The 15,675-nt window shown below is 64.1% G+C and carries 13 protein-coding genes and 1 tRNA gene; 9 read left to right on the top strand and 5 right to left on the bottom strand.

The window, feature by feature from the left end; translation table 11 throughout:
* Window positions 1-11: 11 nt before the first annotated feature.
* Window positions 12-1,901 carry a propionyl-CoA synthetase gene (locus tag SB756_RS17965; protein WP_229609433.1) on the top strand — a complete coding sequence of 630 codons (1,890 nt, stop codon included), beginning with the start codon at window positions 12-14 and terminating at the stop codon, window positions 1,899-1,901.
* Between the two features lie 36 nt (window positions 1,902-1,937).
* On the opposite strand, the gene zapE is transcribed toward SB756_RS17965, so the two are convergent.
* Complete coding sequence (gene zapE, locus SB756_RS17960) at window positions 1,938-3,008, bottom strand: cell division protein ZapE (RefSeq protein ID WP_410911283.1); 1,071 nt, start codon at window positions 3,006-3,008, stop codon at window positions 1,938-1,940.
* A gap of 127 nt (window positions 3,009-3,135) precedes the next feature.
* Entirely contained in the window at window positions 3,136-3,378 is a 243-nt protein-coding gene (locus SB756_RS17955) for a hypothetical protein (RefSeq protein WP_012271609.1), read from the bottom strand.
* A 260-nt stretch (window positions 3,379-3,638) separates the two neighbouring features.
* Between SB756_RS17955 and SB756_RS17950 the strand changes: the two genes are divergently transcribed.
* Window positions 3,639-3,713: transfer RNA gene (locus tag SB756_RS17950), tRNA-Gln, on the top strand.
* Between the two features lie 143 nt (window positions 3,714-3,856).
* On the opposite strand, the gene SB756_RS17945 is transcribed toward SB756_RS17950, so the two are convergent.
* The 3 genes from SB756_RS17945 to SB756_RS17935 are packed head-to-tail and all read right to left on the bottom strand — an operon-like array spanning window position 3,857 to window position 8,981.
* Complete coding sequence (locus SB756_RS17945) at window positions 3,857-6,244, bottom strand: response regulator (protein ID WP_341798166.1); 2,388 nt, start codon at window positions 6,242-6,244, stop codon at window positions 3,857-3,859.
* A 13-nt stretch (window positions 6,245-6,257) separates the two neighbouring features.
* The gene (locus tag SB756_RS17940; RefSeq protein ID WP_016500516.1) at window positions 6,258-6,719 is read right to left on the bottom strand and encodes a response regulator; all 462 of its coding nucleotides are present in this window, start codon (window positions 6,717-6,719) and stop codon (window positions 6,258-6,260) included.
* A 15-nt stretch (window positions 6,720-6,734) separates the two neighbouring features.
* Window positions 6,735-8,981 (bottom strand): ATP-binding protein, encoded by a 2,247-nt coding sequence (locus SB756_RS17935; protein WP_410911282.1) that lies wholly within the window; start codon window positions 8,979-8,981, stop codon window positions 6,735-6,737.
* 268 nt (window positions 8,982-9,249) lie between these two features.
* Between SB756_RS17935 and SB756_RS17930 the strand changes: the two genes are divergently transcribed.
* The 7 genes from SB756_RS17930 to SB756_RS17900 all read left to right on the top strand — a co-directional run bounded on the left by SB756_RS17930 (window position 9,250) and on the right by SB756_RS17900 (window position 15,590).
* Window positions 9,250-9,777 (top strand): spore coat U domain-containing protein, encoded by a 528-nt coding sequence (locus SB756_RS17930; RefSeq protein ID WP_341798168.1) that lies wholly within the window; start codon window positions 9,250-9,252, stop codon window positions 9,775-9,777.
* 30 nt (window positions 9,778-9,807) lie between these two features.
* A complete protein-coding gene (locus tag SB756_RS17925; RefSeq protein ID WP_341798169.1) occupies window positions 9,808-10,344 on the top strand; it encodes a spore coat U domain-containing protein in 537 nt (178 codons plus the stop codon).
* 18 nt (window positions 10,345-10,362) lie between these two features.
* Window positions 10,363-10,896, top strand: a complete 534-nt coding sequence (locus SB756_RS17920) for a spore coat U domain-containing protein (RefSeq protein ID WP_410911281.1) — start codon at window positions 10,363-10,365, stop codon at window positions 10,894-10,896.
* A gap of 3 nt (window positions 10,897-10,899) precedes the next feature.
* The gene (locus tag SB756_RS17915) at window positions 10,900-11,403 is read left to right on the top strand and encodes a spore coat U domain-containing protein (protein ID WP_341798171.1); all 504 of its coding nucleotides are present in this window, start codon (window positions 10,900-10,902) and stop codon (window positions 11,401-11,403) included.
* A gap of 39 nt (window positions 11,404-11,442) precedes the next feature.
* Window positions 11,443-12,219, top strand: coding sequence for a molecular chaperone (locus SB756_RS17910; protein WP_410911280.1), 777 nt, complete (start codon window positions 11,443-11,445; stop codon window positions 12,217-12,219).
* Between the two features lie 108 nt (window positions 12,220-12,327).
* Window positions 12,328-14,625, top strand: coding sequence for a fimbria/pilus outer membrane usher protein (locus SB756_RS17905; RefSeq protein WP_410911279.1), 2,298 nt, complete (start codon window positions 12,328-12,330; stop codon window positions 14,623-14,625).
* Window positions 14,622-15,590 carry a spore coat protein U domain-containing protein gene (locus tag SB756_RS17900; RefSeq protein ID WP_341798174.1) on the top strand — a complete coding sequence of 323 codons (969 nt, stop codon included), beginning with the start codon at window positions 14,622-14,624 and terminating at the stop codon, window positions 15,588-15,590. The genes SB756_RS17905 and SB756_RS17900 overlap by 4 nt, the downstream gene beginning before the upstream one ends.
* Window positions 15,591-15,675 lie beyond the last annotated feature (85 nt).

Below are 15,675 nucleotides of genomic sequence, written 5' to 3'. Positions count from 1 at the left end.
TTCCCTTCGATATGAGCTACCAGCACAGCTACGCCCATTCCATTTCCGACCCTGCCGCTTTCTGGGCGGAACAGGCCGCGCACCTGGCCTGGCACCGCAAGCCTGCCCTGACCCTGCAAGACAATGCCGACGGTACCCACCGCTGGTTCGCCGATGGCCGTCTGAACAGTTGCTACCTGGCCCTCGACCACCAGATCGAGCTGGGCCGTGGCGAGCAGGTGGCGCTGATCTACGATTCGCCGGTCACCGGCGTGCAGCAGGCCTACACCTACAACCACTTGCGCGACGAAGTGGCGCGCCTGGCCGGTTTGCTGCGCCAGCTGGGGGTGGAAAAGGGCGATGGGGTGATCATCTACATGCCCATGGTGCCGCAAGCGGCCATGGCCATGCTGGCCTGCGCGCGGATTGGCGCGGTGCATTCGGTGGTGTTCGGCGGCTTCGCCGCCAACGAGCTGGCCCTGCGCATCGATGACGCCCGGCCCACGCTGCTGCTGACGGCATCCTGCGGGCTGGAATTCGACAAGGTGATTGCCTATAAGCCGCTGGTCGACCGCGCCTTGCAGCTGGCCCGGCACCAGCCGCGCAATGTGCTGGTGCTGCAACGGCCGCAGGCGCAGGCGCAGCTGCAGCCAGGCCGCGACCTGGACTGGCAGGTAGCCTTGGTCGGCGCCCAGCCGGTAGCACCGGTCGAGCTGGATGCCGGCGACCCGCTGTACATCATGTACACCTCTGGCACCACCGGCAAACCCAAGGGCATCGTCCGCGAAAACGGCGGCAATGCCGTGGCGCTGTGCTATGCCATGCGCCATATCTACGGCATGCAGGCCGGAGACGTGTGGTGGGGCATTTCCGATGTGGGGTGGGTGGTCGGCCATTCGCTGATCGTCTATGGGCCGCTGATGAGCGGCTGCACCACGGTGTTCTACGAAGGCAAACCGATCCGCACGCCGGACGCCTCGGCTTACTGGCGGGTGGTGGAGCAATACAAGGTCAACGCGCTGTTCTGTGCGCCCACCGCGATGCGTGCCATCCGCAAGGAAGACCCGGAGGGCGAGCTGATCCGCAAGCACGACCTCAGCTCGCTGCGCCAATTGTTCCTGGCGGGTGAGAAGCTCGATTCCAGCACCCATGAATGGCTGGAGCGGGTCAGTGGCAAGCCGGTGCACGACCACTGGTGGCAGACCGAAACCGGCTGGCCGGTCACCGCGCCCTGCGTGGGGCTGGACGGCAGTGCGGCGAAACCGGGCTCAAGCAACCGGGCGGTTCCGGGCTATCACGTGCGTGTGGTGGATGACGAGGGCCATTTGCTGGGCCCTAACCACCAGGGCTCGATCGTCATTGCCTTGCCATTGCCGCCTGGGTGCAGCCAGACCCTGTGGGGCGATCACGAGCGTTATTTGCAGGCTTACCTGCGCACTTACCCGGGGTATTACCACACGGGTGACGGTGGCTTTCTGGATGATGACGGTTTCGTCTACATCATGGGGCGCACGGATGACGTGATCAACGTCTCTGGCCACCGGCTGTCCACGGGCGAAATGGAGGACCTGGTGGCCTGCCACCCGGCGGTGGCCGAGTGTGCGGTGATTGGCGTGCACGATGAAATCAAGGGGCAAGTGCCGTTGGCGCTCATTGTGCTCAAGGACGGCGAGGGCATTGCCGAGGCGCAGTTGCTGGTAGACCTGGTGGGCAGCGTGCGCGAAGCGATTGGCCCGCTGGCCTGTTTCAACCGGGTTCGGCTGGTGAAGCGGCTGCCCAAGACCCGCTCGGGGAAAATCTTGCGCGCGGTGCTGCGCAAGATTGCCGACGGGCAGGACTATGTACCGCCTTCGACTCTGGATGACCCGGCGGTGCTGGGGGAAATCGAGGCGGTGCTGGCGGATTTGCCCAGGGCGGGTTGATATTTTGACCATCAGGCCGGGGCGGGCAATGCAGTGCTAAGGGGCTACCTGGTGCAGTTGCCCCAACCGGCTGCGGGTACGCATCAGGTCGGCAAGCGGCCCGCCCAGGCTCTCTTCCAGCGGCCGCTTACCAACCACTGTCACCTGTCGGTCCTGGTCATACAGCACATCTACCAGGTTGACGAAGCGCTGCTGCGCCGCCAGCGAACACTGCGCCAGGTCATCCAGCCCATCGATGATCCATTCATCGTACTGCTGCGCAAGCGCCAGGTAGTCGATCACCGCCGTGGCCTTTTCGCACAAGTCGTCAAAGCCAAGCACCACCCGCCGGCCATCGATGGCCAGTGCGCGCAGCGGGCGGTTGTTCACTTCAAGCATTACCGGCTGCTCGTCCGGCATGCCCAGTGCCTGGCGCTGCGCTGCCGTCCCCGGCCATACATAGTGGCCTTGGGTAAACCGCTGGTGCTCGCGGTTGGCCGGCAAGCTGCGAAAATCGGTGTCGCCACCCACTTCCAGAACCTGCATGCGCCCGTTGATCAGGCGGATCACCGGCAGGAAACGCTCGTGGTACAGCGGGTTGGGCAGCAGCCCTTCGGGCGCGTAATTGGAGGTCACCAGCAGGAACACGCCGCGGACGAACAGGGCGTTGAACAGGCGGGTAAGCAGCATGGCATCGCCGATGTCATGCACGTGGAATTCGTCGAAGCACAACACCTGGCAGCCACCTACCAGTTCGTCGAGGGTTGCGCCCAGCGCATCGTCCAGCGCCCGGTGGCGGTGCATGCCCTGGTGCAGGCGGGCAAAAAAATCATGAAAGTGCAGGCGGCGCTTGGCTTCAACCGGCACCGCCTGGAAGAACCCGTCCAGCAGCCAGCTCTTGCCGCGCCCCACCGAACCGTACAGGTACAGGCTGCGTGGCTGCCCTTGTTCGAGCAGTGCCAGTTGTTCGGCCATGCAGTGGATCACCCGTCGCTGGCCGTCACTCAGCTGGTAACCGCGGCTTCGGGCTTTGTCCTCGAACCAGTCGAGCAGTTCGCTCTGGCCGGCGGGGGCGCCGCGCAGGCGCTGGCCAAGCTGGCGCAGTGGGGCAGGGATCCAGGCAGACAAAAGCAAAGCTCCTTGGGCGATGACGGGGCAGCGCGCAGCTTGCCCGAGGGCAGCCATTTTGACTAATACAGAAAGTGATCGGCAATGATCACCTGATGCGATAGGTCTGGCTGCACACCTGCATTGCCTAGGCTTTACGTTCCAGTTGGCGCTCGATCATGTATTTCACCGCCAGGCGGCGCTCCTTGAGGTGGCGCAGGTCTTCGTCAACAAAGTTGCCCGCCGAGATCGATTCGGCGGCCAGCACCTGGTTGTCGATGTCCATGTACTCGTCCAGCAGCCGGTCCAGCGCTTTGTCCTGCTGGCGGCGCTGCTGGACGATTTCGCGCGGGTAGTGCAGGTCCTGGTACAGGTCGTGAGAGACAGGCATGGGGTCCTCCTTGGTGAATGCAATTGGCTCAATAGATTGGAAGGGAGGAATGCGATTGTGTTGAAGCGAAGCGGGGGGAAAGCGACGGATGGTCACTGTATAAACCGCTGAAATGACTAACTCGCTGTTTTTTGACAATTTTTTTTCATCAGGGGGTTCACAGATCAAAACTTTGTTGTTAAAGTGCCGCGCATTCCAAGACAACAACCCAGTTGTCACTCAGTTGGAATTGTCAGAGCAGCGAATGCTGCATCCGATACAGGGGCGTCGCCAAGCGGTAAGGCAGCAGGTTTTGATCCTGCCATGCGTTGGTTCGAATCCAGCCGCCCCTGCCATTTTCCAGTTTCAAACGTATATCGCCCGGTGCTTAGAAAGATAAGCGCTGGGTTTTGTCGTTTCCGTATTTTTGATTCCGTCACACGATTCTTGCAGGAGCGGCCTTGCCGGGCCGCTCCTGCAAGGGTTTTGCTTTCCCGAATTACCCGGCAATGCCCAGCATCTCGTTCAGCACCCTGGCGAGTTCATCCGCTTGCGCCGGCTTCTGAACCACCACGCTGCCCGGCAACTCCAGCCCCTGCAACTCCGCATAGCCAGTCAGGAACACCACCGGCAAGCGCGGGTACCGTTCGCGTGCCGCTAGCGCCAGTTGCGCGCCGTTGAACTCGGGCATGGCGAAATCGGTAAGCAGCAGGTCGATCTCGTCGTCCAGCAAGGCCAACGCCTGTTCGCCGCTGTGCGCCTGACGCACTTGGTAGCCATATTGGCGCAACACATCGCCAAGCAGGTCCCGCACCAGATGGTCATCATCCACCAGCAATACCGTGCGGTTGCGGCCGCTGTCGCTGACCGGCTGGCCGAGCGTCGGGATCACCGGCTCGCTCACGATATGGTCCTTTACGGCGGGCAAGTACACCGCCACCTGCGTGCCGCGGCCCGGGGTGGTATCGATGCGTACACCACCCCCGGACTGCTTGGCGAAGCCGAACACCTGGGCCAAGCCCAGGCCCGAGCCCTTGCCGATGTCCTTGGTGGTAAAGAACGGCTCGAACACCTTGGCCAGCACGTCTTCGCTCATGCCGCAGCCGGTATCGCGGATGCTCAGCATCACGTACTCGCCCGGGTCCGGGTCTTCCGGGCGTTGCGGGCGGTTGTCAATGCGGGTGTTGCGGGTGGTCAGGGTCAGCTGGCCGCCGTCAGGCATGGCATCGCGGGCATTGATCGCCAGGTTGAGGATGATCATCTCAGTCTGGGTGGGGTCGGTCAGTGCGTGCCACAGGGCCTGGTCCAGGTCCAGGCGCACCGAGACGTTGCCACCCAGTGTGCGGCGCAACAGCTCTTCCAGGCCGGCCAGGGTCTGGTTGAGGTTGAGCGCTACCGGTTCCAGGCGCTGGCGGCGGGAAAATGCCAGCAGCTGCGAGGTCAGCTTGGCGCCACGCTCGCCCGCCTCGCGGATGTGGGTGAGACGCGTACGGGCCTTTTCCAGGTTGGCCTTGGCCAGGTCGCGCTCAAGAAAGCTGGCGCCGGTAAGGATCACCGTCAGCAGGTTGTTGAAGTCGTGGGCCACGCCAGCGGTCAGCTGACCGACTGCTTCAAGTCGCTGCATCTGCTGCAGCGCCGCCTCGATGCGTTCGCGTTCGTTGATCTGTTCGCGCAGGCGGGCGTTGGCTTCTGCCAGGCCCAGGGCGGCTTCGCGCTCGCTGGTGATGTCGCGTGCCACCACATACAGCAGGGTGTCTTCCGGCACCACCACCCACGATAGCCAGCGCTGCTGGCCGCCGGCATGCAGGATGCGGCCGACGAAACGTACGCTGGTACGGCCATGGGCGAGGGCAGCCAGTTCGGTCAGCAGCAGATCCTGGTCGGCTTCGGGCAGCAGATGCAGCAACGACGACTGGCTCAGGCGCTCGCGGGAGAAGCCCAGGCTGGCTTCCCAGGCGGGGTTGAGTGCGACTGGGGTCAGGTCCTTGTTCAGCACGGCCAGCAGGTCCTGCGACAGCTCCCAGGCACGGTCGCGTTCGCGGGTGCGGCGTTCGACCCTTTCCCCGAGCATCTCGTTGAGCTGACGCAGCGCCTGGGTGGCCAGGCGCTGGGTGTGGATGTCCTGCAGCACACCGGAAAAGCGCACGCACTGGCCATCGACGAACTGGCTCTGGCCGCTGCTGAGCAACCAGCGCGGCTCCAGGCCGTTGGGTTGCGCGATGCGAAATTCGACGCGGTAGCGGCCGCCGCTTTCCGGGCGCATGGCGTATTCCACCGCCTCACGCACCATTGGCAGGTCATCGGGGTAGATGCCACCGAGGAACACCTCAAGGCTCATTTCGGTGCTGGTAGGCAGGCCGAACAAGGTCTTGCAGCGGTCGTCCCACACCAGCAGGCCTTCCTGCGGGCGCAGGTCCCAGGTGCCCATGCCGGCGGCGTCGATGGCGATACGTGCCCGCACCTCGACGTCGATCAGAGCCTCTTCGGCGCGGCGCCGGCGCTGGCGTTCCTGCACTTCGGTCAGTGCCCGGCGTACCGCCTTGGGCAGCAGTGGCAGGTTCTTCTTCAGCACATAGTCGGTGGCGCCCAGGCGGATCATTTCCACCGCGTGCTCTTCGCCGTAGATGCCGGAGAGGAAGATGAACGGAACGTCCGGTGCCAGGCGTTGGGCAACGGCCAGCACCTCGGTGCCAGACGACCCCGGCAGCACGCAGTCGCACAGGATCAGATCGTAGCGGGCCTCGCGCAGGGCATGGTCGACACCCACATGGTCGAATACCAGCTGGGACTGCACATGCAGCCCGCTGCGCTCCAGGCGCATCAGGGTAAGCTCGGCGTCCATCGAGCTGTCTTCGACCATCAGTAGTTTCAACGGCGTTTGCTGCATCGTTGCGGCGGCCTCAGTTGCTACCGCGACGATTCAGCCGCAGTGAGCCGGGTGGCGGTTCGTTAAGCACTGCCCAGAATACCCCGAGGTCAGAGATGGCGGCGACGAATTCCTTGAATTCCACCGGCTTGACCACGTAGGCGTTGACCCCGAGTTCATAGGCGCGCAACAGGTCGGGCTCCTCCCGCGAGGAGGTCAGCATCACCGTGGGTATGCTGCGCAGTTCGGCGGTGGCGCGCACTGCCCTGAGCACTTCAAGGCCGTCGACCTTGGGCAGCTTCAGGTCTAGCAGCAAGACGGCGGGGTTGCCGTCGTCGCGGTCGGCATAGGTGTTGCGGCGCAGCAGGTAGTCAAGTGCCTCGGCGCCGTCGCGCAGCACGATGACCTCGTTGGCCAACTGGCTGCGCTCCAGGGCCAGCAGGGTAAGTTCCAGGTCCCGGGGGTTGTCTTCGACCAGCAGGATGGGTTTGAGCATGATGGTAGCGGTGCCTCAGGTAGCAGTGTTTCGGGGGAGTGTGAAATGGAAGCTTGCGCCCTGGTCGATCTGGCCTTCGGCCCAGACCCGGCCATCATGGCGCTCGATGATGCGGCGCACACTTGCCAGGCCAATCCCTGTGCCCTCGAAATCTTCCATGCGGTGCAGGCGCTGGAATACGCCGAACAGCTTGTTGGCATAGGCCATGTCGAAGCCCACGCCATTGTCGCGGATGCAGATCTCGGTTTCGCCAGGATGCTCCACGGCACTGATCCCGATGTGGGCAGGGGTACGGCCGCGTGTGTACTTGATGGCATTGGCGATCAGGTTGTGCAGGGCCATGTTGATGAACGCCGGGTCGCCGATCACCTTGGGCAGCGGGGCGATGTCCCAAACGATTGCGCGGCCTTCGTAATCGGGGGCCAGTTCGCTGCGAATGGCCTCGACCAGCGCGTTAAGGTCTACGTCGGACAGGCGCAAGGCAGAGCGGCCCATCTGCGAGAAGTTGAGCAGGTTGTCGACCAGGCTGCCGGCAAAGTGCGCGGCTTCACCAATGTGCTGCAAGAACCGCTTGCCGCGCTCGGTCAGGCCCTGGCCTTCCATTTCACTCAGCAGTTCGGTGTAGCCGGCGATGTGCCGCAGAGGCGCGCGCAGGTCGTGGGAAACACTGTAGGAAAACGCTTCGAGCTCCTTGTTCGAACGGCGCAAATCACCCGCCAGCTGTGCCAGTTCTTCGGCTTTGCGCAGGACTATGCCAAGCACGGCGGTGCGCAGTTCCAGCACGCCGTCGATCACTAACGGGTCCCAAGGCTCGCTATAGCCGCGCAGCTCTTCCTGCCAGCGTTCGAAACTGTGCCGTGGGTCGAGGTTACCCTGCGGCCCGACCTGCTTGGTCGGCTGGCCCGCCCAGTTCACCGTGCGCACCTGTTCGGGCCGGAACCACAGCAGGTAGTGCGAATGGATCTGCGAGATGGCCACCGCCAGAACACCACCGGCGTGGGTGGCCAGCTCGGGCAGGTCAGTGATGTCGCGGCGCACGTTGTCACTGTGGAATACAGTGTCTTCGCCGCGCTGGCCAAGCCAGTGCACCAGCGCGGTCACCTGGGCTTCAGGCGGGGTCTGGCCGATCAGGTCACAGCGTTCAGCCGAGATTACTGCGGCGCCTTGGGCGTCGGCAAAGGCCAGCAACACCTGGGGCAGGTCGCGCAGGCCGTCACTGACGCTGTCGTGGTCGGCCATGGACGAGATCATGCGCACGATGTGTTGGCGCAACGCCAGCAGCTTGCGCGTGCTGGCGTGGGACTCGCGGGACTCGATCTGCAGTGACAGCACACTGGCCAGCAACTCGCAGGCCGTGCGTGTACGCAGGTCCACCGCACGTGGCTGTTGGTGGTGGCAGGAAATCAGCCCCCACAGCTCACCGTCGACCACGATCGACAGCGACATCGAGGCCAGTGTGCCCATATTGCGCATGTACTGCAGGTGCACCGGCGACACACTGCGCAGTGCGGCAAAACTCATGTCCAGTGCCTTGCCGGTGCGCGGGTTGATGACCGGTAGCAGGGGCGAGGGCTGGTAGTTGGCATCCTCGATCACGCGGATGCGGTTGACCCGGTACAGTTCGCGCGCCTGGCGCGGGATGTCTGCAGCCGGGAAGCACAGGCCCAGGTAAGCGGGGTAGCCTGGGTCGGCGGACTCGGCCAGTACCTGGCCGTTGCCCTCGGCATCGAAACGGTACGCCTTGACTCGGCCAAAACCGGTGATGCGCTTGAGCTGCAGCACCGTTTGCTGCAGCAGGTCTTCGAGGCTGCTGGCCAGCTGCAGGCTGCCGACAAAGCTGCGCACGAGCGGGTAATAGTCACCTTGCCCGGTCAGTTCCGGCGACAGCCGAGGGGGTTCGAATTCGGCAATCAGTACTTCGTCGTGGCCGTGCACCAGCAAATGCAGCGGGGTGCTGTACGGCGCACTTTGGCGCAAGCGCACGTCACCGATGTGGAAGGGGAAGACTTCATCTTCGGGCAGCCTTGCGAGCTGCGCGTGCAGGTCAAAACCGTCGCTGACCAGGTTGGCGAAGGGGCAACCGATCAGTTCACGAGCTGGCAAGCCCAGCCAGTGCTCGACGTTTTCACTGGCCTGCAGCACGCAAAGGTCGATGGCGTCCAGCACCAGCAGAAAGCCGTGGGGCTGGATGCTACTCGGCACGTGGATCGGTTCCCGGGCACAGCGCTCCATGGCTTCTGCCAGCGTGGTGTCTGCAGTCATCAATGAAAACGCTCCTGTCATGTCCGTCCATGTATGGCATTGGCGCCCGGCGCTGGAGGAACGTGGTTCACCCTACCAGAAACCAGGCACATTTACCGGCCCTCGGCCATTGGAGGCACGGAGGTGGCCTGGGGTTCTGCGCCGTTCCGGCTTTTTTTAACGCGGTGCTATCGCTTTATCGCTAATACCAAAAAACGGCTTGGGGCCACCACGGTTGCACTGCCTCGCTGCTACGCTCTGTTCAGGACGTTTCGACAAGGATAAAAAGGTGACGGAGCGCTTAATGGCCGCGTTGTTGGGCCTGTTGTTCAGCGGCAGTACCGTGGCAGCGGATTTTCTCGTGGAAGTGCGTGTGCTGGTGCAGCGCGGTTGCATGCTGGTCAACCAGACCCGCGACGCGGGAGCCCAGGCCCTCGGACGCATTGATCTGGGCACGGCGGCACGCCTGGACAGCCCCGGCGCACCGTTGAGCGGCGTTCTGCTAAGCCAGCGCCCACCGCGCCTTGAGTGCAACCCGGACACCCCTTATCAGGTGCGCGTCGATGGCGGCCAGCATGGTGGCGTCGGCGAGCTGCGCTACCTGGCCAGCGACGACCACACGGCTAGGCCCATCCCTTATCGCTTGTACCGCGACGCTGCCTGGCGTGAGCCGCTGGCGGTGGGGGTCGCCCAGTCGGCGAGGGTACCGAGCAGCGGCTCGGTCGAGCTGCCGTTGTACGCTCGCATCGACAAACTGGCCTGGGTGCCGAATGCAGGGGTTTACGCCGACCTGCTCAAAGTCACGGTCACCTGGTAGGGACGCCACCATGCACAAGGACGCCACGCCATGAACCGCACTTCGATACTGTTGCTTACCCTTGGCCCGCTGCTGGTGCCCGGTGGTGTGGCGCATGGCAGCACCACCGGGTTTATCCAGGCGCGGTTGGTGATCAGCGCAGCCTGCCAGATCAGCAGCGACGACACGCAACCGGCTGTGCTGGGCAACCCGGGGCTGCTGGACTTTGGCGAGCGTGGCCCGAACTGGGACCAGCCGCTGCGCAGCCGGGTTGACGAAGCGGGCGGCGCGGGCTCCCTGCAGATCAGCTGCACGCCCGAAGTAAGGGCCTTCAATGTGCGGATCAATGGCGGCCTGAATGGCGACGACGGCGTGCGCCGGCTGAGCAACGGCCGGGAGCTGATCCCTTATCAACTGGCGGTCGACCCGGGCGGCAACAGCCGCTACGCCATCGGCCAGGCGCGTGCTTTCACCATCAACAGCACCCAGCAAGTACCAATCCCCATTTACGGTGTGCTGGTGGCGCAACCGCGCGCACTGCCGGCCGGGCTGTACAGCGACACCCTCAGAGTGACCCTGGACTGGTAACCACGCAAGGAGACCCCGATGCGACCGAACCTTTCATGCTGCATGCTCGCAGGTCTGGGCCTGGCACTGGCTTCCCAAGCCCAGGCCGCCACGGTGACCGGCAGCATCAACTCGACCCTGACGCTGATCTCGGCGTGCCAGGTAAATGGGAGTTCTGGCACGTCGGGGCTCAACTTCGGTGCCTTGAACTTCGGTACCCAGGATGCCTTGTTCGTCACCGCCAATGCCCAGGTGCTGGGAGGCGGGGGCGGTGCCATGAGTATCCTGTGTTCGGCGGGTACGGTACCCGCGATCAAAGTGCGCGCAGGCCTGCATGACGGCCAGTCGAGCGGTGGCACGCGTGCGCTCGCCGATGGGGCCGGCAACTTTGTGCCGTATGACCTGTACACCGACACCGGGCGTACGACGCTGCTGGCCATCGACGGCACCATCACCCTGCCCACCAGCACTGGCGTGGCCCAGACCGTCAACCTTTACGGCAAGGCCGTGGGCAAGGCGGGCCTGCCCGCAGGGGTCTACAGCGACACGATTTCGGTCGAACTGTCGTTCTGAGCCATGCGCGGCTGGCTGGCGGGTGGGCTGACCGGAATCGGCATGCTGTTGGCTGCCCCGTTGGGGGCGGTGACCACCAGTACCTTCACGGTAACGGCGCAGATTGTCGCCGGGTGCCTGGTGGTGGGCGGTGTCAGCAGTTACGGCACGCTCGATTATGGCTCGCAGTCGGCACTGTCCAAAGCGTTGCTCAGCACCTCGCTGGGTGGCTCGACAGTGACCTTCCAGTGCACGCCGGGCGTGGCCATGAGCATGAGCGTGGACGGCGGGCAGAACAGTGCCAGTGGCACACGCAACCTGAAACGCACCAGCGGCACGCAAGTGCTGGCTTACCAGTTATACCGGGACGCGGCGTACAGCCAGGTCTTGGGGATCGGCCAGAGCGTGGCCGTGAGCTATTCCGACCCGACGGCGATCAAGCTGCCGGTGTACGGGCGAGTCCAGCTGACCGGCGTGCTGCCGGCAGGGACCTACACCGATGTGGTGCAAGTGACGGTGACCTGGTGAAGGCCAGCGCACCAAAGACAAGTGTCTAAGGAGAGCTGCATGCGGGCAGGCGCGAAGTGGGCGCATGGATTGATCGGATTGTTGTGGCTGGCAAGCCTGCCGGCCGGGGCGGCCACCTCGGTGCTGATCTGGCCGATCGACCCGGTGCTGGAGGCCGACCAGAAGGCCGGTGCACTGTGGCTGGAAAACCGTGGCACTGAGCCGGCCAATTTGCAGGTACGGGTATTCGCCTGGCGCCAGGGTGATTACCAGGAACAGTTCCAGGCGCAGCGCGAGATCATCGGCAGCCCGCCGGTGGCCAACATTGCCCCCGGGCAGAAGCAGCTGATCCGCCTGACCCGTACCGGCCCTTCACCTGCCGGCCAGGAGCAGGCCTACCGCATCATCATCGACGAGATCCCGCCCGCCATCCCGGTCGACAAGGCCGAGCCCGGCGCTACTGCGGCCATCCGTTTGCAGATGCGTTATTCGGTGCCGCTGTTCGTCTATGGCGAGGGGCTGTTGGGCAAGGCCGACCCTGAAGGCAAACGCAATGCCGAAGGCGTGGGCAAGCCGCAGCTCAGCTGGCGGCCGGTGACGGTGCAGGGCAAACCTTACGTGGAACTGCGCAACACAGGCCCCGTGCATGCGCGGCTGACCGATGTGGTGGTGCAGCAAGGCAGCCAGAGCAAGCCACTGGCCGAAGGCCTGCTGGGTTATGTGTTGCCGGGCGCCAGCATGCGCTGGCCTACTCCCGTGGCCTCCACCAGCGGCAGCGTGCTGAAGGGCAGGATCAATGGCCAGAGTGCAGCGGACGCCATCCGCCAGGGCCAATGAGTCAACGACTGTATACAGTGCAGGGGCCAAGGAGGACCCGGCAATGGTTGGAAACCGTGTGTGAAATGGCTCTCGGCGACGACGCGCCGCTGGTGCCTGGGGCTGGTCATGACCAGCCCTGTGCTGGCGCTGGCCGACGACCTGCCCCCGCCGCCCACGGAGATGTCCGCCATCGCCGACGCTACCCTGTACCTGGACCTGGTGGTGAACCAGATGCCCAGGGCTGAACTGGTGCCGGTGCAGCAACGGGCCGGGCAGTTGTACCTGGGCAGCGACGTGTTGCGGGCAGCCGGTATCTCGTTGCCGGGCAATCCCCAGGGCGAGGTGGCCCTGGAAAGCATCGCAGGGCTGCACACCGACTACGACACCCAGAACCAGCGCCTGCTGCTGCAGGTGCCGCCGGCCTGGTTGCCAGACCAGCAAGTGGGTGACCGCAACCTGTACCCGGCCAGCGATGCGCGCAGCAGTTTCGGCGCCTTGTTCAACTACGACCTGTATCTGAACGACACCGATGAGGGCGGCACCTACCTGGCCGCCTGGAACGAGCTGCGCCTGTTCGACAGTTGGGGAACCTTCTCCAGTACCGGGCAATGGCGCCAGTCATTCACTGGCGCACAGGCGGACGATACCCGCCAGGGCTTCATGCGTTACGACACCACCTGGCGCTTCACCGACGAGCAGCGCCTGCTCACCTACGAAGCCGGTGACTTCGTGACCGGCGCCTTGCCCTGGAGCAGTTCGGTGCGGGTTGGCGGCCTGCAAGTGTCACGCGACTTCGCTGCACGCCCCGATCTGGTCACTTACCCGTTACCGGCGTTCGCCGGCGAAGCTGCGGTGCCGACCTCGCTCGACCTGTTCATCAACGGTTTCAAGTCCAGCACCACCGAGCTGCAGCCTGGGCCGTACACCCTGACCAACGTGCCGTTCATCAATGGCGCGGGGGAGGCGGTGGTGGTCACCACAGACGCCCTTGGCCGGCAGGTGTCGACCACCTTGCCGTTCTATGTCACCAGCAGCCTGCTGCAGAAGGGCCTGTCCGATTACTCGGTGGCCGCCGGTAGCCTGCGCCGTGATTACGCGGTGCGCGATTTCAGCTATGGGCCCGGGGTTGCCTCGGGCAGCCTGCGCTATGGTCTCAGCGACATGTTCACCCTGGAAACCCACGCCGAAACTGCCGAATCGCTGATGCTGGGCGGCTTGGGCGGCAACATGCGCCTGGGCAACTTCGGCGTGCTCAACGCCGCCCTTGCGCAAAGCCGGTTCGACGGTGACAAGGGCCACCAGGTCGCCTTGGGTTATCAGTACAACAGCCAGCGCATTGGCTTCAGTTACCAGCGCCTGCAACGCCACGGCGACTACGCCGACCTGACCCGGGTGGACTCCCCGGACATGCAACTGAGCAAAAGCAGCGAACAGGTCACCCTCAGCCTCAACCTGAACGAGTACGGCAGCATCGGCGCCGGTTACTTCGATGTGCGCGCCGGTGACGGCACGCGCACTCGGCTGATCAACCTGAGCTACAGCAGGCCGCTATGGGGCAGCAGCAGTGTGTACCTGTCTGCCAACCGTGAAGTGGGTGACAGCCAGTGGGCCGTGCAGGCGCAGCTGGTGATTCCGTTCGACCTGCACGGAACCCTGGCCCTGGGCATGGAGCGCAGCAACGAAGGCGAAAGCCTGCAACGAGTTAACTACAGCCACGCCGTGCCGGTAGGTGGCGGTGTTGGTTACAACCTGGGCTATGCCGCAGGCAGCGACCGCGATGACTACCGCCAGGCCGACGTCACCTGGCGCTTGCAGTCGGTGCAGTTGCAGGCCGGTGTGTATGGCAGCAGCGGCGCGATGACCCGCTGGGCCGACGCCAGTGGCTCGCTGGTGTGGATGGATGCCGGCGTATTCGCCGCCAACCGCATCGACGATGCCTTCGTGGTGGTCAGTACCGGCGGTTACGCCGAGGTGCCGGTGCGCTACGAAAACCAGGATGTCGGCCGCACGGATGCCAAGGGGCACTTGCTGGTGCCGTACAGCAGTGGCTATTACCGCGGCAAGTACGAGATCGACCCCATGGACCTGCCACCGGACATCCTTGCAGCGGAGGTGGAGCAGCGTGTGGCCGTGCGCCGGGGTAGCGGCTACTTGCTGGAGTTCCCGCTCAAACGCGTAATGGCGGCCAGCATCGAACTGGTCGATGGCAACCAGCAAGTGCTCAAGCTGGGCAGCCGTGTCACTCATGAAGAAAGTGGCAGCCAGGCCGTGGTGGGCTGGGATGGCCTGGTGTATCTGGAAAACCTGGCGGCGCACAACCGCCTGCTGGTGGAGCTGGAAGGTGGTGGCCATTGCGAGGTGACGTTCGATCTGCCTGAGGCACAAGGCTCGATCCCCTTGGTCGGCCCCTTGGTGTGCAAATGAAGGCCTGGTGGGGCGGGGTGTGGGCGTGCGCCGTGCTGCTGTGTGCGGGCCCGGCCTGGGCCAAGTGCACGTCAGTGGCGACTTCGGCAGCGGCATTTGGCTCGCTCAACTCGACCCAGGTACGAACCACGGTGCAGACGGCTTCCAGTGCCAACTCGGGTTTGCAGTGCAACGGCTCGGTGCTGAGTGTGCTGAGTAGTACCGATTCCTTCGTGGTGAAGATCACCTCGGCCACCAACGGCCTGGTAGGGCCCACCGGAGATGTCATCCCTTACACGCTGTATGCCGACGCCACCACTACCTATCCGATCACGCGCGGCACGGGCTTCGAATTCAGGACCACCGGCATCCTCGACTTGCTGGGGCTGCTCAACGGTACGCCCAAAGCCGTGCCGATCTACATGCGCACTCAGATCAACGCCAACGTGGCGGCGGGGCTCTACCAGGAAACCCTCAATGTCGAGTGGACATGGAAGTACTGCGATGGGATTGGGTTAGGCGGCATTTGTATCGGGACTGACCAAGGCACGGGCACCAAGCCGCTGACGGTGACCCTGACGGTGACCAACGATTGCCAGATCACCACACCCAACATCAGCTTCGCCAGTGCGCCTGTGGTGGCAGGGTTTGGCACGGTGAGCCAGGGCATAAACGTGTCGTGCACCAAGGGCAGCAACTACACGGTGGGGCTGGATGACGGGCAGAACGTGTCGGGCGGGCGGCGACGGATGAAGTCGTCGGCCAACAACTACCTGGCCTATGACATTTTCAAGAGCGCAGGGGTGGTGCGTTGGGGTTCATCGGGGGCTGCCAGGCGTTCCAGCACGGATGCCGACGTAAACCCCGGTGCGGGTACCGGCACGGGTAGCCAGGTGTTCAACTACAACGCCAAAGTCTATACCGACCAGCCTACGCCGCCGGCAGCAACCTATTCCGACAGCGTGATACTGGATGTGCAGTTTTGACTGAACCCCATGCCTACCACGGTCCCCCTGTAGGAGCGGCCTTGCCGGGGCGCCGGACCGGCCGGATGGGCTGCGCAGCAGCCCC

The sequence above is a fragment of the Pseudomonas sp. SIMBA_068 genome (assembly GCF_046534705.1).
Classification (GTDB): domain Bacteria; phylum Pseudomonadota; class Gammaproteobacteria; order Pseudomonadales; family Pseudomonadaceae; genus Aquipseudomonas; species Aquipseudomonas putida.
The sequence above is the reverse complement of the archived record's forward strand: the minus strand, read 5'-3'. Positions and strand labels throughout refer to the sequence as shown.